22 protein-coding genes, 8 tRNA genes and 1 other RNA gene are annotated in these 26,522 nt (G+C 36.7%); 25 read left to right on the forward strand and 6 right to left on the reverse strand.

Annotated elements, in window-relative coordinates:
* The first annotated feature begins 121 nt into the window (after positions 1-121).
* Together hutG and V6R96_RS09835 are read left to right on the forward strand one after the other, a co-directional pair.
* Positions 122-1,045, forward strand: a complete 924-nt coding sequence (hutG, locus tag V6R96_RS09830) for a formimidoylglutamase (RefSeq protein WP_336379044.1) — start codon at positions 122-124, stop codon at positions 1,043-1,045.
* 138 nt (positions 1,046-1,183) lie between these two features.
* Complete coding sequence (locus tag V6R96_RS09835; RefSeq protein WP_111955422.1) at positions 1,184-2,476, forward strand: aldehyde dehydrogenase family protein; 1,293 nt, start codon at positions 1,184-1,186, stop codon at positions 2,474-2,476.
* A gap of 193 nt (positions 2,477-2,669) precedes the next feature.
* On the opposite strand, the gene pyk is transcribed toward V6R96_RS09835, so the two are convergent.
* From pyk to V6R96_RS09860, 5 genes are read right to left on the reverse strand one after another with little or no spacing between them, the layout of a single operon-like run.
* A complete protein-coding gene (gene pyk, locus V6R96_RS09840) occupies positions 2,670-4,115 on the reverse strand; it encodes a pyruvate kinase (protein ID WP_111955420.1) in 1,446 nt (481 codons plus the stop codon).
* Entirely contained in the window at positions 4,108-4,581 is a 474-nt protein-coding gene (locus V6R96_RS09845; protein ID WP_111955418.1) for an IPExxxVDY family protein, read from the reverse strand. The genes pyk and V6R96_RS09845 overlap by 8 nt, the downstream gene beginning before the upstream one ends.
* Positions 4,559-5,320, reverse strand: coding sequence for a ribonuclease III (gene rnc, locus V6R96_RS09850; protein ID WP_111955416.1), 762 nt, complete (start codon positions 5,318-5,320; stop codon positions 4,559-4,561). The genes V6R96_RS09845 and rnc overlap by 23 nt, the downstream gene beginning before the upstream one ends.
* A 9-nt stretch (positions 5,321-5,329) precedes the next feature.
* On the reverse strand, positions 5,330-6,574 hold the full coding sequence (gene fabF, locus V6R96_RS09855) for a beta-ketoacyl-ACP synthase II (RefSeq protein WP_111955414.1): 1,245 nt from the start codon (positions 6,572-6,574) through the stop codon (positions 5,330-5,332).
* A gap of 34 nt (positions 6,575-6,608) precedes the next feature.
* The gene (locus V6R96_RS09860; protein ID WP_002976354.1) at positions 6,609-6,848 is read right to left on the reverse strand and encodes an acyl carrier protein; all 240 of its coding nucleotides are present in this window, start codon (positions 6,846-6,848) and stop codon (positions 6,609-6,611) included.
* Positions 6,849-7,478: 630 nt separating this feature from the next.
* Here V6R96_RS09860 and V6R96_RS09865 point away from each other — a divergent pair.
* On the forward strand, positions 7,479-8,831 hold the full coding sequence (locus V6R96_RS09865) for a hypothetical protein (RefSeq protein WP_336379043.1): 1,353 nt from the start codon (positions 7,479-7,481) through the stop codon (positions 8,829-8,831).
* A gap of 650 nt (positions 8,832-9,481) precedes the next feature.
* A complete protein-coding gene (locus V6R96_RS09870; RefSeq protein ID WP_336380191.1) occupies positions 9,482-10,915 on the forward strand; it encodes a tetratricopeptide repeat protein in 1,434 nt (477 codons plus the stop codon).
* A gap of 72 nt (positions 10,916-10,987) precedes the next feature.
* Here the strand turns inward: V6R96_RS09870 and ssrA are convergent.
* Positions 10,988-11,386, reverse strand: a transfer-messenger RNA (tmRNA) gene (ssrA, locus tag V6R96_RS09875).
* 273 nt (positions 11,387-11,659) lie between these two features.
* On the opposite strand from ssrA, the gene rpsU reads away from it, so the two are divergent.
* From rpsU to rplA, 21 genes are all read left to right on the forward strand, one after another.
* Positions 11,660-11,857 carry a 30S ribosomal protein S21 gene (gene rpsU / locus V6R96_RS09880; RefSeq protein ID WP_034702010.1) on the forward strand — a complete coding sequence of 66 codons (198 nt, stop codon included), beginning with the start codon at positions 11,660-11,662 and terminating at the stop codon, positions 11,855-11,857.
* An 81-nt stretch (positions 11,858-11,938) separates the two neighbouring features.
* Positions 11,939-12,826 (forward strand): tyrosine-type recombinase/integrase, encoded by an 888-nt coding sequence (locus V6R96_RS09885; protein ID WP_306845198.1) that lies wholly within the window; start codon positions 11,939-11,941, stop codon positions 12,824-12,826.
* A complete protein-coding gene (locus V6R96_RS09890) occupies positions 12,823-13,113 on the forward strand; it encodes an HPF/RaiA family ribosome-associated protein (protein ID WP_111955378.1) in 291 nt (96 codons plus the stop codon). The genes V6R96_RS09885 and V6R96_RS09890 overlap by 4 nt, the downstream gene beginning before the upstream one ends.
* 107 nt (positions 13,114-13,220) lie before the next feature.
* Positions 13,221-13,294: transfer RNA gene (locus V6R96_RS09895), tRNA-Thr, on the forward strand.
* Positions 13,295-13,310: 16 nt separating this feature from the next.
* Positions 13,311-13,391: transfer RNA gene (locus tag V6R96_RS09900), tRNA-Tyr, on the forward strand.
* A gap of 85 nt (positions 13,392-13,476) precedes the next feature.
* Positions 13,477-13,549 (forward strand) — tRNA-Gly (locus tag V6R96_RS09905).
* Between the two features lie 96 nt (positions 13,550-13,645).
* Positions 13,646-13,719 (forward strand) — tRNA-Thr (locus tag V6R96_RS09910).
* 19 nt (positions 13,720-13,738) lie between these two features.
* A tRNA-Tyr gene (locus V6R96_RS09915) sits at positions 13,739-13,819 on the forward strand.
* Between the two features lie 87 nt (positions 13,820-13,906).
* Positions 13,907-13,979 (forward strand) — tRNA-Gly (locus V6R96_RS09920).
* A 42-nt stretch (positions 13,980-14,021) separates the two neighbouring features.
* Positions 14,022-14,093: transfer RNA gene (locus V6R96_RS09925), tRNA-Thr, on the forward strand.
* A gap of 224 nt (positions 14,094-14,317) precedes the next feature.
* Positions 14,318-14,998 carry a response regulator transcription factor gene (locus V6R96_RS09930; protein WP_111955376.1) on the forward strand — a complete coding sequence of 227 codons (681 nt, stop codon included), beginning with the start codon at positions 14,318-14,320 and terminating at the stop codon, positions 14,996-14,998.
* Positions 14,999-16,369: an ATP-binding protein gene (locus tag V6R96_RS09935; RefSeq protein ID WP_336379041.1), complete on the forward strand. Its 1,371-nt coding sequence runs from the start codon at positions 14,999-15,001 to the stop codon at positions 16,367-16,369.
* A 187-nt stretch (positions 16,370-16,556) separates the two neighbouring features.
* The gene (locus tag V6R96_RS09940) at positions 16,557-17,798 is read left to right on the forward strand and encodes a TolC family protein (protein ID WP_336379040.1); all 1,242 of its coding nucleotides are present in this window, start codon (positions 16,557-16,559) and stop codon (positions 17,796-17,798) included.
* A gap of 2 nt (positions 17,799-17,800) precedes the next feature.
* Positions 17,801-18,886 (forward strand): efflux RND transporter periplasmic adaptor subunit, encoded by a 1,086-nt coding sequence (locus V6R96_RS09945; RefSeq protein WP_336379039.1) that lies wholly within the window; start codon positions 17,801-17,803, stop codon positions 18,884-18,886.
* Positions 18,887-19,146: 260 nt separating this feature from the next.
* On the forward strand, positions 19,147-22,245 hold the full coding sequence (locus tag V6R96_RS09950) for a CusA/CzcA family heavy metal efflux RND transporter (RefSeq protein ID WP_336379038.1): 3,099 nt from the start codon (positions 19,147-19,149) through the stop codon (positions 22,243-22,245).
* A 530-nt stretch (positions 22,246-22,775) separates the two neighbouring features.
* Complete coding sequence (tuf, locus tag V6R96_RS09955) at positions 22,776-23,987, forward strand: elongation factor Tu (protein ID WP_034749673.1); 1,212 nt, start codon at positions 22,776-22,778, stop codon at positions 23,985-23,987.
* Positions 23,988-24,041: 54 nt separating this feature from the next.
* Positions 24,042-24,112 (forward strand) — tRNA-Trp (locus V6R96_RS09960).
* Positions 24,113-24,124: 12 nt separating this feature from the next.
* Positions 24,125-24,331 carry a preprotein translocase subunit SecE gene (gene secE, locus V6R96_RS09965; RefSeq protein ID WP_034702507.1) on the forward strand — a complete coding sequence of 69 codons (207 nt, stop codon included), beginning with the start codon at positions 24,125-24,127 and terminating at the stop codon, positions 24,329-24,331.
* A 17-nt stretch (positions 24,332-24,348) separates the two neighbouring features.
* On the forward strand, positions 24,349-24,891 hold the full coding sequence (gene nusG / locus V6R96_RS09970) for a transcription termination/antitermination protein NusG (RefSeq protein ID WP_111955370.1): 543 nt from the start codon (positions 24,349-24,351) through the stop codon (positions 24,889-24,891).
* Between the two features lie 463 nt (positions 24,892-25,354).
* Positions 25,355-25,801, forward strand: coding sequence for a 50S ribosomal protein L11 (rplK, locus tag V6R96_RS09975; protein WP_034702033.1), 447 nt, complete (start codon positions 25,355-25,357; stop codon positions 25,799-25,801).
* A gap of 11 nt (positions 25,802-25,812) precedes the next feature.
* A complete protein-coding gene (rplA, locus tag V6R96_RS09980) occupies positions 25,813-26,505 on the forward strand; it encodes a 50S ribosomal protein L1 (protein WP_111955369.1) in 693 nt (230 codons plus the stop codon).
* Positions 26,506-26,522: the final 17 nt, after the last annotated feature.

Below are 26,522 nucleotides of genomic sequence, written 5' to 3' on the forward strand. Positions count from 1 at the left end.
TACAGGAATGACAGAAGTCATGGAGCATTTTTGAAATTGAACACAGGAGCGTTTTAATATCTAAACAATATTATTTAGATTTACTGGATAAAACGCAGTAATTAAAATTTAATTTAGATCTATGTTTCAGGACACTTGGCAAGGCAGATTAGACGGAGAAGAACCTCTTTTCCACAGAATATTTCAAAGAGTTAAGGAAGAACATAATTACGACAATATTAAAGCAGATGATTTTGTTCTGCATGGCTTTGCCGTAGATGAAGGAGTCAGAAGAAATAAAGGACGGCAGGGTGCCAAAGATGCCCCTGATGTAATCCGAAAAAATATGTCTAATTTCCCTGTGATCCGTCCGGATTTCTCCCTTCTTGATTTTGGAAATATAACCTGTGAAGACGGCGATCTTGAAAATGCCCAGAACAGCCTTGCGAAAAATGTTTCAAAAGTTTTGCTGAAAGGAGGAAAGTCACTTGTTTTAGGAGGAGGCCATGAAGTAACCTATGCGCATTATTTAGGCGTGAAAACGGCTTTTCCGGAACAGAAAATTGGGATCATCAATATAGACGCCCATTTTGATAACAGGCAGCCGGAAAAAGGAGTAGGGGCAAGCTCCGGAACAGGGTTCTGGCAAATTGCACAGGAAGGGCAGATCAACTCACTTCATGTCGGAATCCAGAGAAACTCAAATACTCTGAAGCTTTTTGATACAGCCCATCAGTACGGGATGAAATATATCCTTGCTGATGAACTCTTTTTTGAAAATCTTCCTTCCATCTACCAGCGTATCGATGAGCTGATGGAGACTGTAGATTTTGCTTATCTTACCATCTGCATGGACGTTTTCAATGCATCCATTGCTCCCGGAGTTTCCGCTTCCGCTTATAATGGGATCTTTGCAGATACCCCTTTTATGCATTTTTACAGACATATTTTAAAAAATAAAAAACTGATAGCACTTGATGCTGCAGAAGTTAATCCTTCCCTGGATATTCAGGACAGAACAGCCAGGCTGGCCGCATGTCTTGTGAATGAATGGTTTATGGTCTGAGAATAAATTATATTATTTCGATAGAGAAAAATCATTACTTTATTTAGCCTTAAGGAATAGAATTTGTTACTTTCATACTGCTTTTAGAATAAAGGCATTAATAAATTCATTTTGTGAATTTAAAACAGAAATTATATTATGGAACAGTTAATTGAAAATAAGCTTATTCAAGCAGATAAGACATTTTCAGAATGGAGAAAAGTACCGTTTGAAGAAAAGCAGAAGCTGATCGCAAAAGCGGCAGGAATTTTAAAGAACAATTCAGAAAAATTCGGAAGAATTATTACTGCTGAAATGAATAAACCGATTTCAGAGTCGATTGCTGAGGTTGAAAAGTGCGCTTTAATGATGAATTACTATGCAGTTGCTGAAAATATTTTAAAACCTGAAAAAGTTGAATCTGAATTTGCTTATTCTGAAGTTCATTATGTTCCGAAAGGGGTAATTTTAGGAGTAATGCCCTGGAATTTTCCCTTCTGGCAGGTATTGAGGTTTGCTGTTCCAGCCATTTTAGCCGGAAATACAGTAGTTCTGAAACACGCTTCAATTTGTTTTGGAAGTGGAAATGCAATTGTAGAGGTCCTTTTAGAGGCAGGTTTTCCGGAAGGTGTATTTCAGAATCTGGAAGTGGGACATAAAGCCGTAAAAGAAATTCTTGAGCATGATGCTGTAAAAGGAGTAAGTCTTACAGGAAGTGGAAAAGCTGGTGGAGAAGTAGCTTCAATTGCTGGTTTGAATATCAAAAAATCTTTATTGGAATTAGGTGGAAGTGATGCTTTCATTATTTTCGATGATGCAGATTTAGATGATGCAGCAAAAGCAGGAGTAAAATCCAGACTTCAAAATTGCGGACAGACTTGTACTGCCGCTAAAAGATTTATTATTGATGAAAAAATTGAGGATGAATTTTTGCCGAAGTTCATTGAAGAATATAAAACTTATGAAGTTGGAGATCCTTTAAATAAGGAAACTAAATTAGCGGGAATGGCAAGACCGGACCTGGCCGATGAGCTGGAAGCTCAATTCAACAGAGCATTGGAAAATGGGGCTGAAATTATTATTCCTTTGGAAAGAATTTCTGAAAATGAATTTAAACCCGGTTTAATTCGTGTTCAGGAAGGAAACCCTATTTTAAAAGAAGAACTTTTCGGACCTCTTGGGATGATCATGATCGCTAAAAGTGATGAAGAGGCTTTACAAATGGCGAATGATATTCCTTTTGGGCTTTCAAATTCTGTTTGGACTGCAAATAAAGAACGTCAGCTGTTTTTCATCGAAAACCTGGAATCAGGAACGGTAAATATCAACAGAATGACAAGCTCTGACCCGCGTTTTCCATTCGGTGGAAGCAAGGCTTCAGGATATGGAACGGAGTTATCATTATTGGCTTTAAAAGAGTTTGTAACAGCAAGAACAATTGTAGGAAATTGATTTGTATAATGTACAAAGTACAAAGTATAAAGTATAAAGTATAAAGTATAAAGTATAAAGTATAAAGTATAAAGTATAAAGTATAATGTATTTGTGTAAACCTACGTTAACAATATAAAAAATAAAATCCCGGAAACATCTATTTCCGGGATTTTTATATAGTAGCTAAGTAATTTTGCTTATTGCTTATTATCTAAACTGTTGTCAGTCTTAATGTATTTGTCTTTCCGCCTTCATAAGATGGCGTAGCATTGATGTTGATTACAAAATCTCCGCTTTCAATATAACCATGGTTGTGTGTCAGCATATTTACCTGGATAATTGTTTCATCGGTAGATTTTTTCATGTCATAATAAAAGGCATGAACTCCCCAAAGAAGGTTCAGCATTGTGATCACTCTTCGGTTTCCGCTGTATACAATGATATGGGAATTCGGTCTGTGTGCCGCCAGCTGAAATGCTGTATATCCCGAATGCGTCAGGGTAACAATAGCAGAAACATTGGTAGTTTTAGCAATTCTTACTGCTGCAAGACATACCCTGTTGGTAATGAATCTTTCATCAATACAGTTATAGTCTTTTTCGATAGGTTCATTTTTATGCTGATAAAAATGTGTCTTCTCTATGTTCTGTACAATTTTTGACATGTTTTCAACTACCTGAACCGGATATCTTCCTACAGAAGTTTCTCCGGAAAGCATTACTGCGTCCGCGCCGTCCAATACAGAGTTGGCAACGTCATTTACCTCTGCTCTTGTCGGCGTAAGGCTGTTGATCATTGTTTCCATCATCTGTGTAGCAATAATTACCGGTTTTGAGTAAAATCTTGCTTTCTCTACCAGGTTTTTCTGGATAGCTGGAACTTCTTCCATCGGAACTTCCACCCCAAGGTCACCACGGGCAACCATCAGTCCGTCACATTCCAATAAAATTTCGTCAATATTTTTAACACCTTCAGGCTTTTCGATCTTAGCAATAATCGGAGTTTTGAATTTTCCGTTTGGATGGCTGTCGATCAGCTTTTTCAGGTCGATAATGTCCTGTGCGTGTCGTACGAAAGAAAGCGCAATCCAGTCAACCTCCATGTCAAGCATGAAATTGGCATCCTGAACGTCTTTTTCCGTAAGAGCAGGAAGAGATACATTGGTATTCGGCAGGTTTACTCCCTTTTTAGAGCTCAAAGGTCCCCCTTGAATAGTCTTTGCTTTTACCGTATCTATTTCGTTGGTTTCAATAACCTCCAACATCAGCTTTCCGTCATCAATAAGGATTCTCTCCCCAACTTTTACATCCTGAGGAAACTGCTGATACGTCATGTAAACCTTAGTGGAATCACCTTCTATTTTCTCATTCGTAAAAGTAAGAATATCGCCGGGGTTCAGGTAAGAACCTTCTTTTACGACACCTACTCTCAGTTTCGGGCCCTGAAGGTCTCCAAGGATACCCACAGAAAAACCGTATTCCTGATTAAGCTCTCTGATAATTTCAATATTATTTCGAACTAATTCGTAATCTGCATGTGAAAAATTTATTCTGAAAATATCAACACCTGCTTTCATGAGTCCTAACATTACCTCCTTCGACGATGAAGCAGGCCCTAGTGTTGCAATAATTTTTGTCTTCTTTAAATACTTATTCATAATACTGGATAATTTGATAAAGTTCTTCTTCAGAACCTAGTGTATAGTCTTGTATCGGAAATACAAGATTTTCCGGGAGCAAAATTACGGAAAAATCAGGAATTTGTTCCGAAGTATGCAGAATATATTCTACATCTACCTGATTATTTAATAAAAATTTAATGTTTTCTTCTCCTGTAAAGAGCTCGGTCTGCAGTTTTTTTTGCGTACTTTCCGAGGATCGGTTCGAAATAAATGTAAAACATGTCTTTGTAAACTTATGATAAGCCTCAAATCTCGGGAAATAATAATCATAATAAGCCCCGTGAATGATCACATCTTTCTTTCTGGAAAAGGTAAGGCCGTTGATTTGATTTATTTTGTAGAAAAACTCATGAGCAGGTATATCTTTTGCTAATCTTACCAATCCTATGGCAATATCTTCAAATTCTATATCATCCAGATCATAAAGTTTTTGAATTTCCAAGTATGTTTTCTTTTTTGTTTAAAATATAAAATGCTCTTTGTGCTGCCTTTTCTTCCGCTTTCTTTTTGGAAGTTTCCGTCGCATTGGCGATCTTTTCTTCTCCCAGCCAGACATGGCACCTGAATACCACCGCTTTATTGGCCTGGACCTCTTCACAGGTCTCGTATTTTATATTTACTTTTTTCTTCTGGCTCCATTCAAGCAGAAGACCTTTATAGCTTACAATTTTATTCTCAAGCTTGTTAATTTCACTAGGAGTCAATAATCTTTCCAAGATGATCCTCTTACAGGCATCATAATGAAAGTCCAGATAAACAGCACCAATAAGTGCCTCAAATAAATTTCCGGAAATGTTTTCTCCCAATGCTGCGGATCCTTGCTTCTGCAAAAGATCGATAAGCTTCAGGTCTTCTCCTAATTTATTAAGATTCTTCCTATTAACAATTTTAGATTTCATCTGTGTCAGATATCCTTCATTAGCCTGAGGATAGGTCTGGAACAGATGACAGGAAATAATTGTACCCAAAACAGAATCTCCCAAAAATTCAAGCCTCTCGTAATTGCAGTCTTGATTTTTAGAAGAACTTTTTAAAGAAAAAGCTTCACGGTAAAGAGCAATATTCTGAACCTCCGCACCCAGCATTTTTTTCAGCTCGGTACTAAGGAAATAGTCTCTCTCCGTTAATTTTCTTTTTCTTTGTTTGAGAAGGAATTTAGAAAAGTATTTCTGTAACTCCATTCATTGAATTTAGATTTTCTTAAATAGAACGCAAGCGTTATGCCCGCCAAATCCAAAAGTATTGCTCATGGCTACTTTCACATCTTTCTTAACAGCGTTGTTGAATGTGAAATTCAGTCTGCTGTCAATATTTTCATCATCAGTAAAATGGTTGATGGTAGGCGGAACAATACCATGAATAATAGTTCCTAATGCAGCGATAGCTTCAATTACTCCGGCAGCTCCCAGAAGGTGTCCGGTCATTGATTTTGTAGAATTAATCTGAATATCAAAAGCGTGCTCGCCCAGTAATTTTGAAATTGCGTTGGATTCTGCAATATCTCCTAATGGAGTAGAGGTACCATGCATGTTGATATGGTCTACTTCATCAGCAGTTAAGCCTGCGTCTTCCAAACAGTTTTTCATTACCAGATAAGCTCCCAGTCCTTCAGGATGCGGGGCAGTCATGTGATGTGCATCTGCACTCATCCCGCCACCTTGTAATTCTGCATAAATTGTAGCACCACGTTTTACTGCGTGCTCATATTCCTCAAGGATGATACATCCTGCTCCTTCGCCCAACACAAAGCCATCTCTGTCTTTGTCAAAAGGTCTTGAAGCTGTTTTAGGATCGTCATTTCTTGTAGAAAGTGCCATCATCGCATTAAATCCACCGACACCACTTGCTGTTACGGCTGCTTCAGAGCCTCCGCATACAATAACATCTGCTTTTCCAAGCTGGATAATCATCTTGGAATCAATTAAAGCGTTGGCTGAAGATGCACAGGCAGATACCGTAGTATAATTCGGCCCGTGAAAGCCATACTCTATTGAAATATGTCCAGGAGTGATATCCGCGATCATCTTAGGAATAAAGAATGGGTTGAATCTTGGAATTTCCGTGTTCGCCCATCCTAAAACCTCAGTTTCGAAAGTTTCTAAACCTCCGATTCCTGACCCCCAAATTACACCGACTCTGTTTTTATCTACATTGTCTTCCATAATCCTGGAGTGTGCTACCGCTTCTCTTGCAGCTACCAGCCCAAGCTGGGTATTCCGGTCCATTTTTTTAGCTTCCTTCTTATCGAAATGCTGTAATGGATCGAAGCCTTTCACCTCGCAAGCGAATTTAGTTTTAAAGTTTTTGGCATCAAAAAGAGTAATCGGAGCAGCACCGCTCTCACCTTTAAGAAGATTTTCCCAGTATTCTTTTGCATTATTTCCAATCGGTGTTATTGCGCCAAAACCGGTTACAACTACTCTTTTTAATTCCATAAACTTTTAAAATTTTCTTTTTTGTTGAAGAATATTATTTATTTACTACTTCTTCGATGTAAGCGATAGCGTGCCCTACAGTAGTAATTTTTTCAGCCTGGTCATCAGGGATTTGAATATTGAATTCTTTTTCAAATTCCATGATTAACTCAACTGTATCCAATGAGTCAGCTCCTAAATCGTTAGTGAAGCTAGCTTCAGGAGTTACTTCTGTTTCTTCAACGTCAAGCTTATCAGCGATGATAGCTTTTACTCTTGATGCAATGTCTGACATAGTAAATTATTTTTTTAATTGTTAGATGGTGCAAATATATAAAATTCTTCACGATAAAACATTTTTTTAGTCTTTTTTGTGGACTAGAAGCTTTCATTTTAGTTTGTTTGGTTTTAGTCTTTTAGTTTTCAGATGGTTATGTTAGGGTGTCTGCTGATGCGAAATTGAAAAGTCATTGATTAAAATAATTCCATTCATTTTTTAAGCTCCTATTTTCCTTACTTATCAGCATCTTATTAAATTGAAATTATTCAGTAATTCTAAAGCTTGCATTGTTTTACCATAAAACTTATATACTATTCAAGATACTATTCTGTTTCTTATGCAGTAGTGTAAATCTGCTTTTTAATTTAAAAAATCCATTTTTAATGAAAATATAAGCTTCTGAAATAATCTTATATTCTAGATTTTTAAAGTTCAATTTTAATAATAATAAGAAAAGTTTATCATTTTGAATGAGTTGGTCAATGTTGTGTGTTAGTGAATAATTGTTTTGATTTCCAGATAGTTGTAGAACTGGCGTAGATTTGAAGTAGCGCTTTTTTTGCATGTTGTCCGGATTTGAAATTTACTTTGCCAAAAATTATTCAAACAAAAAAGTTTAGTTAATAACTTTTAATTTCAAACACTATGACGAAAAAATTATTATTAGCAGCAACTATTGCTGTCTCCTCTATTGCGTATGGACAGGTCGGAATCAATACGGCAACACCTAAAGCAACGCTGGATGTAACATCCACGCCTGCAGATCTTACAAAAGCTGATGGTTTTATTGCTCCAAGATTAACAGGAGCTGAACTGAAAGCAAAAGATGCCAATTATGATGTTCCACAAACCGGAACCATTATTTATGTTACCCAAGCATTACTCCCTGTTGATACAACAACAAAAACAGCCAATGTGACTGCTGTTGGTTATTATTATTTTGATGGTAGTTTATGGAAAGCCTTAACAAGCGGAGGTCAAGAGCCCTGGAACATTTCTGGAACCAATACCCAGGCTTCTGCCAATACCCAAGACATTTATCAGATGGGCAAAGTAGGAATTGGGGTTAATCCCGGAACTTCTCCGGCTGCTAATCTTCAGATTATGGAAACTATAAGCTCAGGAGATACGGGAAATTCAACAGGTGTTGACAATACATTAATTAGTAACAAGTTAGGATTTAAGTTTGGATTCAATAATCAAATCTATGACAGCTCTACATCCGGATCATTTTCAACCTATGGATTGAATAACTCTATTACTGCATCACCGGCATCTTCAGGGTCTTCTTCTTATTATGGTGTGAATAACTCGATTAACCTTAGTGATAGGAATATATCTCAAATGTATGCTTTTAGTACTTGGCCAACTATTACTGCAAACACTAATGATGTTACAGCATCGTATTTAAGATCTTATAATACCATTTTAATTGCAAGTGCTTCTGCTGGAAAATCACTTACTGTAAGCGGAGATATAAAAGGTGCACAATTGCGCGTAACTCTTGCAGGAGCGGGTAATATAACCTCTTTTGAAGCTATTGGTCTTGATGGAGCTTTGTATACTCAGGATGCAGGAGTCAGAAATATTACTTATGGAGCAGGATTGAGAAGCCAGATTAATTTGATGGGTACTGCGGCCAATAATAAGTTTACCAATCTTTATGGGCTTCACATCAATAGAGCTTCTAGGAATGCTACTCCTGCTAATGCATATGGTATTTATATTGACGACTTTACTTTTTCCGGAGGAACAGCTGCGACTAGTTACAACTTATATTCTAAAGGAGTGAGTACCAAAAACTATTTCGAAGGAAGAGTAGGTATCGGGGTTAATGCTCCCGCTGCACCACTTCATGTAGTAAAGCAGGCTTCAGATCTTACGCCTGCAATTATTGAGGGATGTAGTGACCTTCCAGATAACGCAGCAGCCATTGCAGCTGGGTTACCTATTGGGGCGTTGTACAGAACAGGTGATTTTCTAAAAGTGGTACACTAATTCTAGATTTTTTTTTCATTTTTTACATATGTGTATTTGAATAGTGGCTGCTACAGCAGCCACTATTTTAAATTCTAAACAAAACTATGATCAGAATAAATAATAAAAAAAAGGTTGATCGCTGGATGTATTTTTATTTTTTCAGTATTTTATTAGAATTCTTTATATTGATAATGTCCTATTTACTTTGTGTAAGTTTCTTATACTTATATTGTATTCAGATTGTTATCTGTTTATTAATCATTTTTTTTCTGTTTCTGCTGCTTAATCTGAGATATATTGAAATAGAAAATTCTGAAGCAGTATTCAGTATAAAAGAATTTTATCCAATACGTATAGGATCCCTGTTGATGTTTTACAGGCAGGTAGAAATCCCTTTAACTGAAATTCATTCTGCCAAAGTGGATTTTGCAACAAAAAAACTTTTGATTTTTATTAATAGTAAAGCCGCCGAAAAAGTGGTAATCCAAATTTTTGTATTACAGTATATGACAGAGGGTAATTTACATACAATCAATAAATCTCTGAAAGATTCATTATAATGATTTACTATACATTATTTAGAATGCAAATTAAATGATATGGTTTTATTTAATTAAAGTGAAGTCTTTTTTTTAACTTTACTTACATCATAAATATGCATTAATACTATGTTGAAAAAAATACTTTTTCTGCTTTTCACAATTTCTGTTTCTGTACATCTTTTAGGACAAAAATATACCCCAAAAGAAATAGATAGTCTTGGTAAAATAGCAGCTTTTAGTATGACCAATAAAAAGGAAGCTTTACAACTGCTTTTTAAATACGTTGATATTGCTGGTGAAAATGGGTATGAGAAGGAAGAAATGTATGCAATGTATCGTGCTTTAACTGTTTATTATGATATGGCAGAATACGAAAAACTAATAGAATATTCTCTAAGACTGGAAGATTATGCTCATAAACTTGGTTATCCGTTTTTTGAAATGCTGGCTATTCGTATGAGGGCAATATCTTATATGAAGTTGGGAGTTTATAATAAATCGGAAAGTTTGTTGAAGCAAGCCCTTGAAAAAGCCTCAAAACTAAAAGGAGATGAGATGTTTGCGGGAAAAGGATCATTATTTAGTGATCTGGTTATCCTCAAAAGTGAAATGAGATTATCTTATGATAAAAGTACATTAGTTTATCTTAAAGAAAGTTTGAAGTGGTATAATAAAATGCAGGATAAAGATAAAAAAGAAATATCCTTAATTCCAATGTACTCTAATATAGGGATGTATTTTTCCGAAGTTCATCAACTTGATTCTGCACGTTACTATAGCCGCAAAGCATTGAGGCTTTCCATTTCAAGAAAAGATACGGTAAATGTGGGTTTTATTTTTAGTAATATGGGTTCTTATTATTATAAGAGTGATGAACAGGATAGTGCTCTTTTCTATTTAAAGAAAGCTTTACCTATTACAAAATTGAGTGCAAGACCTTATCAATTGAAGGATGTTTATGATAATCTTGCTCTTGTTTATGAAAAACAAAAAGATTATAAAAATTCCTTGTTTTACAGAAATAAATATAAAAAACTTGATGACAGCTTGCGCAATGTCGAAAAAATGGCTGTAAATAAAGAATCAATACGGGATAACGAAACAAGTAAACAGCAATCCGGTAGATTTTATATTATTTTAGGGCTTATTTTAAGTGTCTTATTGATCATGGTCTATTATGCAGTAAGATATTTTAAAAGATACCGAAAAGAAAGAAAGGAGAAGAAACAAAAGGAAGTGGTGATTTCTGATTTGGAAGATAAAATGAATGATGCTTTTGAAGAAGTAGTTCAATTAGCAAAATCAGATGATCCTGCTTTTCTTTTAAGATTTAAAGAGATTTATCCGGAATTTTATAAAAAACTATCAGAAACGTATCCTTTTCTCACTTCAGGACAGCTTAAATTTTGTGCATTGCTCCGTCTCAATTTTTCTACTAAGGAAATTGCTCATTATAATCACCTGACTATTCGGGGAATTGAAACCAAAAAAAACAGATTAAGGAAACAACTGGATATTCCTTCGCATGAAGACCTCAATAACTGGATGATGAAATTTTGAAAATTTCGTTTTAATATCTATATGGTATAACAAAATAAAAAAAGGACCTTGGAAAAGGACCTTTTTTATTAAAAGTGGAGTTGGAGGGATTCGAACCCTCGTCCAAACAAGCAATACATAAGATTTCTACATGCTTATTCTACCATTGGTTTTGGACTGGAGGCAGAGGGCAGACACCCAACTTCCAGCTTATCTTCTGAAGTTTTCGAGTTTCAGCCAAAGCATCTGAAACCTTATTCCTGCATTCCTATATCCCAGAATCAAACGCCGCAGAACAGAGCATTTGTGAGATATCTTGCTTCCTTACTATCTTCAGGAAAACGCTTGATCTACTATACTTCGATATTAAGCTGCAAGAGCGAACTCTTCGTTGCCAGTTAAAGTTGTGTAGCAAGGGATTAAAGAGATCGCGCTACGGTTCTCTGCATGCTTACTTACCCATTGATCTTGCTGTCGAAACCAGTCAACCCCATGAATAAAGTAGCTACAAAGATAGGAATTTTTGTTTACATATAGTTCATAATATGACATACTTTTCAGATAATCCCCAGTATGTTTATAGTGCTGTTATTAGTAGTATAACCGATAATAGAGGGGATTCAAAATTTAAAAAATAGTATACTTGTCCACATTATTGTATCTGATTGTGGATAACTTATAATGTGTTTTTTAAAGAAAGTGGAGCTAAATTTTGCAGTTTAATAAAAAATGTCTAGTTTTGCAATCCAAAATGAGATGTAAAATATGTTAATAATTCCAGTAAAAGATGGGGAATCCATCGACAGAGCTTTAAAAAAATATAAAAGAAAATTTGATAAAACGGGTACAGTTCGTCAATTGAGATCTAGACAAGCGTTTATTAAGCCTTCTGTAACTTTAAGACAAGCTAGACTAAAGGCCGCTTACAAACAAAGAGGACTTAGCAAGGAAGAGCAGGCTTAAGATTTTTCTTAACCACATACTAAATTCACTTCTTAAATACGTATATTTGAGAGGTGAATTTTTGTTTTTATACCTTATGTAATGTTAGATAAGTATTTAGAATATTTACAGTTCGAAAAGAGGTATTCGCCTCACACTATTACAAGTTACCGAAAAGATCTTGAAGACTTTTCCCATTTCTACCTTAAAACAGAAGCTTCTGAAGATATTTCCAAGGCTGATAAAAAAGTAATCAGGAATTTTATCGTCGAATTGAGCGAAAATAATATTTCAAAAAGAAGCATCAATAGAAAATTATCATCCCTCAGAAGTTTTTATTTATTCCTTTTAAAGGTCGGTGAAATTAAAGTCTCTCCCACAGAAAGTATATCTTCCCTTAAGTTTTACGCTGAAAAACAGATTCCTATCTCACAGGAAGAAATGCAGGCGCTCAGTGACGGTGTTCTGATAGATCAACCCGATATTCTGGAAAAATGTATTATAGAGGTATTATACCAGACCGGAATGCGTAAAGCTGAGCTTTGTGGCCTGATGTTTGAACACGTTAACCTAGAAGGAAATGAGCTCAAGGTAATAGGAAAAGGAAATAAAGAACGTTTTATTCCCATTTCCGCAGACCTCTCAAATCTGCTTAGAAGTTACCTGGAAATAAGGAAACCTGATACCGAATATAAAACCTATTTTTTCATTAATAAAAAGGGTAAAAAACTCAATGAAAAATTTGTTTATGTGGTAGTTAATAAGTACCTTAGTCTTGTAACAACGAAAGAAAAAAGAAGTCCTCACATCCTTCGGCATAGCTTTGCTACACACGTTTTGGATAATGGGGCGGAGATCTCCAAAGTAAAAAAAATATTAGGGCATTCCAGTCTTGCAAGTACTCAAGTCTATACGAATGCTAATATTGAACAATTGAAAAAAGTGTTTAATCAGGCTCATCCTCGAGCATCTAAAAAAGAAGAATTATGAAGATCACAGTTCAATCAATTGGTTTAACTCCACACGAACCATTAGAATCACACATTGACAAAAAAGTAAGCAAATTGGAAACCTTTTATGATAAAATTCATGAGTGTAAGGTGTTCTTAAAAGTTGAAAATAACTCTGATAGAAACAACAAAACTGCCGAGCTTATTTTAGCCGTCCCAGGCGACGATATCGTTGTAAAAAAGACGTCCGAAACTTTTGAAGAAAGTTTAGACCTATGTGTTGATACTGCTAAAAAGCTATTAATCAAGAAAAAAGAAATGGCGTAGTAAAAAAAGTTTAAAAAAGTTATAGAAAAGTTTGAGAATTCAAAAAATCCGTTCTATATTTGCACTCGCAAAAAGGGAACAGCGATCTTTTGAATTCTTTTTTATATGCCTCCATAGCTCAGTTGGCCAGAGCACGTGATTTGTAATCTCGGGGTCGTGGGTTCGAATCCCTCTGGAGGCTCTTTTTATAAACATGAGGGGAGATTCCAGAGTGGCTAAATGGGACTGACTGTAACTCAGTTGCTTCGGCTTCGTAGGTTCGAATCCTGCTCTCCCCACATTTTATATTAGATGAAAACTTGTGTATCTAAAGGATTTTTCCTAAGTTTGCACAGCGTTACCAATAGTTTTGGAAACAAAATTGCGGAAGTAGCTCAGTTGGTAGAGCGTCAGCCTTCCAAGCTGAATGTCGCGGGTTCGACCCCCGTCTTCCGCTCAAAATAGATCACTCTGCTAGAGGGTGATTTTTTTTTAACTGCTGAAAAGCATAGAGTAGATTCTCTCTAAAGCCTTCAGTTTACATTTTAAAATTGCCTCCATAGCTCAGTTGGCCAGAGCACGTGATTTGTAATCTCGGGGTCGTGGGTTCGAATCCCTCTGGAGGCTCAATTTTAATATAACATGAGGGGAGATTCCAGAGTGGCTAAATGGGACTGACTGTAACTCAGTTGCTTCGGCTTCGTAGGTTCGAATCCTGCTCTCCCCACATTTATATTAATAAAAAAAGTTTTGTAGATTTAAAAGGATTTTCCTAGATTTGCACAGCGTTACCAATAGTTTTGGAAACAAAATTGCGGAAGTAGCTCAGTTGGTAGAGCGTCAGCCTTCCAAGCTGAATGTCGCGGGTTCGACCCCCGTCTTCCGCTCAAAGAAAATCACGCTAATTAGTGTGATTTTTTTGCTTCAATGCCGACTTAGCTCAGCGGTAGAGTGCTTCCTTGGTAAGGAAGAGGTCACGGGTTCAAGTCCCGTAGTTGGCTCTCTATATTTCCCGAATCTTTTCGGGATTTTTTTTACCCTAAAATCTAGTTTTAAGTCTGGTTTATAGTATGCCTCCCAGAAATCTTCAGCAACAAAAAAAACAATAATTACTCCTTTTTTTGTAAAAATTTACCTTAAAATTTAATTAAATCTGTCCATCAGCCTTCAATGGATAATACAGGAACATAAAAATTTCGTTAAATTCGTATAAAATAAGATTTTGATGAATATTCTTTTATTGGAAGACGACCTCATTCTTTCGGCGGAGCTTTGCCGGTTTTTAGAATCGAACAGCTTCACCTGTGATAAGATCTATGATGGCGAAACCTTTCTCCGGCAAATCAAGAACAATACGTATGACCTGTATCTGCTCGACATCAATGTTCCCAAGATAAATGGGCTTGACGTTTGCCAGACCATCCGTTCTTTCGATAAAAATACTCCCATCATCATTATCTCGGCTTACGGAGACATTTCTGATAAAAAAGATGCGTTTACCAGACTTGCAGATGATTACCTGGTGAAGCCTTTCCAGTTTGAAGAGCTGCTGCTGAGAATCAATTCGCTGCTAAGGAGAAAGTCCCCGTCCGATGCTGCAGACCAGGATATCATCAGGGTAGACGACCTTATCATCAATAAAACTGAACAGAAAGTCTATAGAGCAGGCAATGAAATAGCCCTTACTCTTAAGGAATTTCAGCTTCTGGTCTATCTTGCAGAGGCGCAAGGAAGAACCGTTTCCAAGCAGCAGATCACGGAACATGTGTGGGAACATAATTTTAATACGAATACCAATACGGTAGAAGTCTACATCAATTTTTTGAGAAAAAAGATCGATAAGGATTTTAAACTTAAACTTATCCACACCCGTTCTGGTTTCGGATATTACCTAAGCCCATTATAAATGTCTTTAAAAAGAAAGATAGCATTAACATTAAGTATCGCTTTTTCCCTGCTTTTTGCAATGGTGATGGCGGTGATCTATCTATCTTTTAATGATTTTAGAAGAGATGAGTTCAAAGAAAGATTCAGGCAGCGCCTTGAATTTACTTCACACTTCATTTCAAAGTCCAGGAATTTCGAAGAAGAAGCACCTATTTTTTTTAACGAAAATTCAGACAATATCCTTCTCAATGAAACGATCTTAATTTTCAATGCAGACAAAGAACTGGTCTACAGTACAATCAAAGACCGGAATGTAACCTGGGATAATGCGCTTCTCAAAGAGCTGGATGAAAAGAAGATCATATACAGTGAAAAAACTGTTCCGGAGATCTATGCAGCACTTCGAAACATCAATGGGGAGAATTACTACATTCTTACCAGTGCTTTTGATACTAATGGGAAATCGAAACTCGAATACCTTAAATATCTTCTGATCACAGCTTATGTAATGAGTACCCTTCTCATCGGTTTTTTCAGTTATTATTTCATGGGGCAGTTCCTGCGTCCGTTGGAAGATCTGAATACCGAAATTTCCGAAGTTACTGCTCATAAACTTACCACACAGATCCCGGTCCAGGAGTCTGATGATGAGATTAATGTTTTAGCCAAATCCTTTAATACCATGATTGCAAGGTTGGATGATGTCTTTCAGTCACAGAAAGATTTTACGGCAAGTGCATCACATGAAATCAGGACTCCTATTACAAGAATGGCATTTCAGCTGGAAAACCTGATCAAATTTGAAAAGCACTCTCCTGAAACCCTTGCTTCTTTAAAACAGATTCAACGGGATGTGTATCAGTTGTCGGATCTTACCAATTCCCTTTTATTGCTTACAAAATTCGACAAAGAGAATATTCAGAGCATTTATGAAGAAGTAAGGATTGATGAAGTTATTTTTGAAGCCTTCGAAGCAGTAGAAAAAAGTTATCCCACTTTGAAGCTGGATTTTCTGATCTCTGAAGATACTTTGGAAAACGGACTGCTTACGATTAGTGGCATCCATTCTCTTTTAGTCATTGTCTTTATCAATCTTTTTAAAAACGCAGCCGTATATTCTGATGATGCAGAAGTGGATGTTTTGATAACAGAAACCAATGATCAGCTTACGGTTGATGTTATTTCTCATGGAGATACCATACCTGAAGAAGAGCAGGCAAAACTGTTTGAAGCTTTTATGAGAGGTAATAATTCTCAAAATATTTCCGGTTCGGGTCTTGGACTTCGAATTGTTAAACGAATCCTGGAGTATCACAACGCAAGAATCAAATATTCTTCTCCGGCTGAAAGTACAAATAAATTCAGCATCATATTTAATAAACAGCCTTAGTTGCGCTTTTTATAATCTATAGTTGTAAAAACACATACTTATTCCTATTCTCAACCTTAATATGGTTTAAAAGGGTAAGTTTTTAAATAAATTTCGTGTTCCTAAACCAAATTTAATTTTTTTTTAAGGCTTCTTTAAGGCCCTTTTAATCATGTAAAGGCAATTTTGTATCATAAATAAAGATAGAATGAACAAAATTGCAGGGCTGTTTATTGCCATCTCCTCATTCATGGCAGGACAGCAGCAGATGTCACTTTTGGACTGTGAAGAGGCTTTTCAGAAAAATAATCTTCAGCTTCTTGCAGAACAATATAACATCAATATGGCCGATGCAGATATTCTGCAGGCTAAGATTTGGGAACTGCCACAGCTGAGCGGTCAGATCAATGCCTACAATCCTGAAGGTAAAAAAGCTTTTGATATAGGCCATGCCAAAGGAGCGGAGATCACCCAGCTGATCTATATGGGAGGAAAAAAGAAAAATGAAATTGCTTTTGCAAAATCGAACAAAGAACTTGCCCAGCTTCAGTTTTCGCAGCTTTTAGTGGACCTGAGAGCTCAGCTTCGTGCTGCTTATTTCAATTTATATTATGAGAAACAGAAGCTTGGCAATACCAATAAGCAGCTGGAGTATATGAATGACCTGTTAAATGCTTACCGCCTACAGTCTGCCAAAGGTAACGTTTCCCTTAAAGACGAAGTAAGGCTGCAGAGTCTCGTGATCCAGCTTAATAATGATAAACTGGGAATTAATAAAAACATCCTTGAATTTGAACAAAATTTAAAAGTGCTGACCGGAATTTCCGATGAAATAGAGCCGCAGCTTTCTGACGCTGATGCAAAAGGAATTCTTGCAGCCCAGCCCTTCGGAGACGAAGATGAGCTAAAGAGAAAAGCACTGGAACATAATTCTGATTATCAATATTTCCTGAAATTAATTGACAACAGCAAATTATATGCACAGTGGCAGAAATCTCTGAATGTTCCGGACCTTAATGTAGGAGCAGGATGGGACCAGAATGGAGGGACTTTTAAAAATGAGGTAAATCTTATGATCGGGATTCCACTGCCATTATGGAAATCCAATCAGGGAAATGTGGAAAAAGCCAATTATGCCATTCAACAGAACCAGAAAAATGCAGATTATCAGAAACTGAACCTTGAAACTAAAGTTCAGGCTGCCTACAAAACATGGAAAAATCAGTACGACCAGCTTGCAGAAATTAAAACCACAGACCTTAGCAATATGGAGATTGTGTACGATGGAATGCTGAAAAACTTCAGAAAAGGAAATGTCAGCCTTATAGAATTTACAGATTTCATGGACAGTTACAGAGAAACGGCTCTCCAGATCTTCGATATGAAGAATGAAATTATACAATCGGCAGAACAGCTTAATCAACTAGTACAAACGAAAATCTTCTATTAAACATGAAAAAATATATAACCCTAACAATGGTGGTTTTGTCAGTCCTGTCTTGCTCAAAAAAAGAGGAAGAGGCTAAACCACAGGCAAAAAAAGGCTTTGAACTGAGCAACACAATGCTGAAGTCGATTTCTTTAGCAAAAGTTGAGAAAAAAAATATAGAAGACGATTATAATTTTTACGGGAAAATATCCGCAGATAAAAACAGCTATATCGATGTTTATCCGCTGGTTGGAGGAAATGTTTTAAGTGTAAATGTAGAGTTGGGAGATCATGTGACGAAAGGACAGATTTTGGCGACCATCAGAAGTACGGAGTTGGCGGAAGTTCAGAAAGATGTAAGCGATGCAAAAACGGATTTGGTTGTTGCTCAAAAAAATCTTCGTGTTGCCAAGGAAATGTACGAGGGAAAACTGAATACTGAAAGAGATGTACTGGAAGCCAAGAGCCAATTGCAGAAGGCTCAGGACCAAATGCAGAGAGCAAGTGCGGTGAGTACGGTTTATAATGTAAAGAAAGGAAATATTTACAGTGTTGTGGCTCCGATCAGCGGTTATATCGTTCAGAAGAATATCAATAAAGATATGCAGTTGAGAAGTGACAGAAGTGATAATATTTTTGATGTGGCGAATACGACCAATGTTTGGGCGATCATGAATGTTAACGAATCAGACATCGAAAAAATAAGTCTCGGAATGAAAGCCCAGGTTTCCACATTGTCTTATCCGGACAAAGTTTTTGATGGAAAAATTGATAAAATATTTAAAATTATTGATCCGCAAACCAATGCAATGCAGGCAAGAGTTGTTTTAGACAATGCAAACGGATTATTAATTCCTGAAAGTAAGGCAACCATAAAAGTGACAAGCTCAGAAAATAATACGGCCCTTACAGTTCCTTCCAAAGCTGTGATTTTTGATGATAACAGAAGTTTTGTAGTGATTTTTAAATCAAGAACAGATGTTAAGGTTAAAGAAATAAAGATTTTAAAGCAGACCGGAGATATCACTTATGTTTCCGAAGGTTTGTCTGAAGGAGAAGAAGTAATCACTAATAATCAACTTTTAATTTACCGCTCTCTGAATAATTAAAATTGATTTTGAACCATTAAGAGTTATTGCTCATGTTGAAGGAAGAAGTTAAGCTGAATTAAGAAAAACATCTGAAGATATTCTTAAGCATTCCTCTTACCCAAATTCGGCTGCGACTGCTTCATAATCTTAAATCCTAAAATAAAAACTTAATGGTTCAAAAGCCTTCAATTTTTTTAATTAACATCTTTAAAATTGTCCCAACAATTAAACATTTAGTTATTAGTCTAATATCTAAAGTCTAACATCTAATTTCTACTATGAATAAATTCATTAAAAATATAATTGCTTTCTCGCTAAAAAATAAAGCCTTTACCTTTATCTGGGTTGCTATTTTGGCCATTGCGGGTTTTATCAGTTTCAAAAATATGCCCATTGAAGCTTTCCCGGATGTTACCAATACCCAGATTGTTATTATAACCCAATGGAATGGGCGGAGCGCAGAAGAAGTGGAACGTTTTGTGACTACGCCCATTGAATTGGCCATGAGCCCGGTGCAGAAGAAAACGAGTGTGAGAAGTACCACGATGTTTGGTCTCTCTATCGTTAAAATTCTTTTCGACGATGGGGTGGATGATACTTTCGCCAGAAATCAGGTGAATAACCAATTAAGAACCGTAAGCCTTCCTGATGAGGTGGATCCGGAAGTTCAGCCACCCTACGGGCCTACCGGGGAAATTTTCAGATATACCCTGGAAAGTAAAACGAAAGATTCCAGAGAACTGCTGACTTTACAGAACTGGGTAGTCGACCGCGCACTGAGAGGCGTTCCGGGAGTTGCAGACATCAATGTTTTCGGAGGCCAGGACAAGGTTTTTGAATTAAGTATTGATCCGAGAGCTTTGGATAAATACAATCTGACGCCGCTTCAGGTGTATGATGCCGTTACCAAAAGCAATTTAAATGTCGGAGGTGATGTTATTGAGAAAAATGGTCAGGCTTATGTAGTAAGAGGAATCGGTTTGGTTAAATCCATTAATGATATAGGGAATATTACCATTCAAAATGACAACGGAAATCCTGTTTTGGTTAAAAATGTTGCCGAAGTTCACGAAAGTTCAATGCCGAGAGTCGGACAAGCCGGATTGAATAATCATGAAGACACCGTTGAAGGAATTGTTGTAATGAGAAAAGGGGAGAACCCAAGGGAAGTTCTGGTTGGAGTGAAAGCCAAAATCAAAGAGCTTAATGAAAAGGTTCTTCCGAAAGATGTCAAAATGGTAACCTTCTACGACCGTGACAACCTGATGGACTTCACGACACACACCGTGATGCACAACCTGATCGAGGGAATCATTCTTGTTACGGTGATTGTTCTGATCTTTATGGCAGACTGGAGAACCACGCTCATTGTTTCCATTATTATTCCACTGTCCCTGTTGTTCGCATTTTTATGCTTAAAGCTTGCCGGGATGAGTGCCAACCTGCTTTCGCTGGGTGCGGTAGATTTCGGGATTATTATTGACGGAGCTGTCGTCATGGTGGAAGGACTTTTTGTCATGCTCGATCATAAAGCGCTTAAATATGGAACAGAAAAATTCAATAAACTGTCAAAAGGAGGCTGGATCAAGCAGACTGGAACAGGTTTAGGAAAAGCCATCTTCTTTTCAAAATTAATCATCATTACATCGTTAATCCCTATTTTCTCTTTCCAGAAAGTGGAAGGGAAGATGTTTTCACCATTAGCATTTACCTTAGGATTTGCTTTGATAGGGGCATTGGTATTCACTCTGACATTGGTTCCCGTTCTTTCCCACATTTTATTAAATAAGAATGTAAAAGAAAAAAATAACCCGTTTGTTAATTTCTGGGATAGAATTGTACTCAAAGGATTCAACTATACTTTTCAACATAAAAGAATGAGTTTAATTGTTGCCATATCTTTCATGGTAGTGACGTTATTCTCAGGAAAATTTTTAGGAACAGAATTCCTGCCCCAGCTGAATGAAGGTTCACTTTGGATTACTGCAGAAATGCCGATGAGTTCATCATTAAAAGAATCTCTGAAAACCGCAGACCTTTTAAAGAAAGACATTATGAGCTTTCCTGAAGTTACCGATGTCTTGGCTCAAACCGGACGGAGTAATGACGGAACAGACCCGAACGGATTTGGATTTGTGCAGTTTGCCGTCAATCTTCAGCCTAAAGACGAATGGAAACGCAAGATCAGCTACGAAGAACTGATCGAGGAAATAGATAAAAAGCTCAGAAGCTACCAGGGAATTACTTTTAATTATTCCCAACCCATCTCAGATAATGTAGCAGAAGCCGTAGCTGGTTTCAAAGCGGAGAACGGAATCAAAATTTATGGTGATAATCTGGAAACCCTGGATAAATTGGCGGATGAGGTTTTAAAACAGATCAAAGACGTAGACGGAGTAAAAGATCCGGGGATCATTAAAAATATCGGTCAGCCGGAAGTAAGTGTCGTGCTGGACCGGGATAAAATGGCGGCTTACGGAGTAATGCCCGACGACGCACAGTCTGTACTGGAAATGGCTTTTGGAGGAAAAACAGCATCGGAAATGTTTGACGGTGAAAGAAAATTCCCGATTCGTCTCAGGTATTCCCAGGAATACAGAAAAGATGAAAATGATATTGCTTCCTTAATGGTTCCTACACAAGACGGGGCAAAGATTCCGCTGAAGGAAATCAGTACCATTGTAAAAGATAACGGAGCTGCATTTATTTACAGAGATGATATTAAAAGATACATCGGGGTGAAATTCTCGATTCGTGACCGTGATTTAGGAAGTACCATTGCGGATGCACAGAAAAGAGTGGCCAATATTGATCTTCCGGACGGTTATTCCATTGGCTGGACAGGTCAGTTTGAAAACCAGCAGAGAGCTTCACACAGACTAGCGCAGGTGGTTCCGATCAGCATTCTGGGGATTTTCTTCTTACTGTTCATCCTTTTTGGAAATATGAAAGACTCATTGCTGGTATTGGCGAACGTACCTTTTGCACTGATCGGAGGGATTATTGCCCTGCATCTTACCAGAATGAATTTCGGAATTTCAGCCGGAGTGGGAATGATTGCTTTGCTCGGTATCTGTATCCAAAATGGAGTCATCCTTATTACTGAGTTTCATCAGAATGTCAAGAACGGACTCACTTTAGATAACGCCATATTAAACGGGGTAAAATCCAGAACCCGCCCTGTTATCATGACAGCTCTGATGGCTTCGATAGGATTGATGCCTGCCGCATTGTCCACAGGTATCGGTTCGGAATCTCAGAAACCCTTAGCGATCGTGATTATCGGAGGGTTAATTACAGCAACTATATTAACATTGTTGATCTTCCCGATTATTTTCTGGATCTTCAACAGGACGAAAAAGTCCCAACAGATTTAATATTTCTTCTATCTATATATTATGTGAGGCGCGGAAAACTATGTTTTCCGCGCTTCTTGCATCAAAATAATCATGTGTTTTCTTAAGCCACAATCCTGTTAAAAGTTCCTGGACCATATTTTCGGGTATTATATTATCTTCAAAAATTGTTAGCCCGGAAAAATATTAGAATAATTAACATCTAAAAGAAGGATAAAGATTCTCATAATATTATTGTATTCTATTATATATACGAGGAAATATTAATGGCGGTTTTTATAGTGTAATTTTATTTGCAAATATTTTTTTACTTCCTATATTATTCAGAATTAGTCACATACTTTATGCTTTCAAATAAAAACGTTTATAATGATTTTTTTCAATCCGGAAATTTGTGTAAATTTGCAGTCTCAATACATTGAAATATAAGGTTTGTGCTTCTTTGATTGAATATTGAAACTTTTTTAAATAAAAAAGATTTTAGTATTTAAAAAATCATTATATTTGCACACCGAAAAATTGAAAAATAATAAAATAAATAATTTTAAATCATGGCAAAGGAAACGTTTAATCGTAACAAACCACACTTGAACATTGGTACTATTGGTCACGTTGACCATGGTAAAACTACTCTTACAGCTGCAATTTCTGCTGTACTAGCTAGCAAAGGTCTTGCTGAGAAAAAAGACTTCTCTGCAATTGACTCTGCTCCAGAAGAAAAAGAAAGAGGTATTACTATCAATACTGCTCACATCGAATACGAAACTGAAAAAAGACACTATGCTCACGTTGACTGTCCAGGTCACGCGGATTACGTAAAGAACATGGTAACTGGTGCTGCTCAAATGGACGGAGCTATCGTAGTATGTGCTGCAACTGACGGTCCAATGCCTCAGACTAGAGAACATATCCTACTTTGCCGTCAGGTAAATGTACCTAGAATCGTTGTTTTCATGAACAAAGTTGACATGGTGGATGATGCTGAGTTGTTAGAGCTTGTTGAAATGGAGCTTAGAGACTTATTATCTACTTACGATTTTGACGGAGATAACTCTCCAGTAATTCAAGGTTCTGCATTAGGTGCTCTTACAGCAGCTACAGCAGCTACTCCTGATACTGAAGACAAGTGGTTCAAGAGCGTTGAAGAATTAATGGATGCTGTTGATAACTGGATCGAGCAGCCACCAAGAGATACTGATAAGCCATTCTTGATGCCAATCGAAGACGTATTCTCTATTACAGGTAGAGGTACTGTTGCAACTGGTAGAATCGAAGCTGGTATTATCAATACAGGTGATCCTGTTGATATCATCGGTATGGGTGAGGAAAAATTAACTTCTACTATTACAGGAGTTGAGATGTTCAGAAAAATCCTTGACAGAGGTGAAGCTGGTGATAACGTAGGTCTATTGTTGAGAGGTATTGAAAAAACTGACATCAAGAGAGGTATGGTAATCGCTAAGAAAGATTCTGTTAAGCCACACAAAAAATTCAAAGCATCAGTTTATATCCTTTCTAAAGAAGAAGGTGGACGTCACACTCCATTCCACAACAAGTACCGTCCTCAGTTCTACGTAAGAACTACTGACGTTACAGGTGAGATCTTCTTACCAGAAGGTGTAGAAATGGTAATGCCTGGTGATAACTTAGAGATCACTGTAGAATTGTTACAGCCAATCGCTCTTAACGTAGGTCTTAGATTTGCGATCAGAGAAGGAGGTAGAACAGTTGGTTCAGGTCAGGTAACTGAAATCTTAGACTAATCATCTTAAAATAAATAAAGCTTCCGGAAGGAAACTCTCGGAAGCTTTTTATCTACGGGCATCGTCCAATGGTAGGATACCGGTCTCCAAAACCGTTGATCAGGGTTCGAATCCTTGTGCCCGTGCAAATATTAATTATGAGTTCATTTGTCGATTTTTTAAAAGGTTCTTATAACGAATTCAGACATAAAGTTGAATGGCCAAAGTGGGCTGATCTTCAGTCTTCTACTATTGTGGTAACTATTGCTACAGTGATTTTGGCATTGTTTACCTTTGGAGTTGATGAATTGTTTTCAAAAGCAATCAGCAACATAATTGGAATGCTAATTAACGTGTTCAACTAAAAAAGTATTTTCCCATAATGAGCGAATTGAAATGGTATGTGCTGAAAGCAATCAGCGGACAGGAAAATAAAGTGAAAAACTATATTGAGACAGAAATCAAACGTTTAGGGTTTGAGCAGTACGTTACTCAAGTGGTTATTCCTATGGAAAAGGTTATTCAGATCAGAAACGGAAAAAAAGTTCCTAAAGAGAAACCTTACTATCCTGGATACTTAATGATCGAAGCTGATCTGATGGGAGAAATTCCTCACGCAATTAAAAACATTCCGGGAGTAATATCTTTCTTAAGCTTAACAAAAGGAGGTGATCCTGTTCCGATGAGAAAATCTGAGGTCAACAGAATGCTGGGAAGAATGGATGAGCTTTCAGAATTTGCAACCGATGTTGAGATTCCGTTTATTGTAGGTGAAAACGTTAAAGTAATTGACGGACCTTTCAATGGATTCAACGGAACTGTTGAAAAAATTCTTGAAGACAAGAAGAAAATTGAAGTTTCTGTACTGATCTTCGGTAGAAAAACTCCAATGGAGCTTAGCTATATGCAAGTAGAAAAGGTATAATTCATACTTTTAAAATATATAAAGACTGCTGTTTCGGCAGTCTTTTTTTATGATTATGTTTTTTTTGTTCTTTTATTTTTGTTAAAAGGGCAGTTATGAAAAAGATTGGTGAAACACAGGGGCTTTAAAAGAATTTGATTGGATATGCTTAATATTGGAAGTAAGTTTGTATTGCTTGGTTTCCATATTGTAATAAACTCATTTTAGATTTTAATAAGACAATAAAACACTAAAAATATACCCAAGACTAAAAAATTTCAGTCCCATGGAGCTTTGTCTTTTATAAATGTAAATAAAAAAATATTCATATTCTTTTCTAAAAATCAGCACTTTCCATTTGCTAATTCAAAAATATTTCATAATTTTGCAGTCCGAAAAGTAGATTTACTGTATGTGAGTCGGTAATCTGCTGAATAATAAATGCTTCCAAACTCATTAATTATTCAAACTAAAAAAATTAAAAATGGCTAAGAAAGTCTTTAAAATGGTAAAGCTTCAGGTGAAAGGTGGCGCGGCTAACCCTTCTCCACCAGTAGGTCCAGCATTGGGTTCTGCAGGTGTGAACATCATGGAGTTTTGTAAGCAATTTAACGGGAGAACCCAAGATAAGCCAGGGCAAGTTTTACCTGTAGTAATTACAGTATACGAAGACAAATCTTTTGAATTCGTTATTAAAACTCCACCTGCAGCAATTCAGTTAATGGATGCGGCTAAGATCAAAGGAGGTTCCGGAGAACCAAACAGAAACAAAGTAGGTTCTGTATCTTGGGATCAGGTAAAGAAAATCGCTGAGGATAAAATGACTGACCTTAACTGCTTTACAATGGATTCTGCAGTTTCTATGGTTGCAGGTACTGCTAGATCTATGGGATTAAGAGTAACAGGAACTAAACCAACTTTTAACGCTTAAAACTAATAGAAATGGCAAAATTGACTAAAAAGCAAAAGGAAGCTTTAAGCAAAGTAGAAAAAGGAAGAATCTATAACCTTGAAGAAGGTTCTGCTCTTGTAAAAGAAGTAAACACTACAAAGTTTGATGCTTCTGTAGATATCGCTGTAAGATTGGGTGTAGATCCAAGAAAAGCAAACCAAATGGTAAGAGGTGTTGTATCTCTTCCTCACGGTACTGGTAAAGATGTTAAAGTTTTGGCATTGGTTACACCAGATAAAGAAGCTGAAGCAAAAGAAGCTGGAGCTGATTATGTAGGTCTTGACGAATATTTACAAAAAATAAAAGAAGGTTGGACAGATGTTGACGTTATCGTTACTATGCCAGCTGTTATGGGTAAATTAGGTCCATTAGGTAGAGTATTAGGTCCAAGAGGTCTTATGCCTAACCCTAAATCAGGAACTGTAACTATGGAAATTGGTAAAGCAGTAACTGAAGTAAAAGCAGGTAAAATTGATTTCAAAGTAGACAAGTATGGTATCATCCATGCTGGTATTGGTAAAGTATCTTTCGATGCTGTTAAAATCAAAGAAAATGCTCAGGAATTAATTTCTACATTGATCAAAATGAAACCAACTGCTGCTAAAGGTACTTATGTGAAGAGCATTTATTTGTCTTCTACAATGAGCCCGGGTATTGCAATTGATAGTAAATCTGTTAACTAATAATAATCCTTAAGACA

Origin of the sequence: Chryseobacterium sp. CCNWLW53 (genome assembly GCF_037083525.1) — a bacterium.
Classification (GTDB): Bacteria; Bacteroidota; Bacteroidia; order Flavobacteriales; family Weeksellaceae; genus Chryseobacterium; species Chryseobacterium lathyri.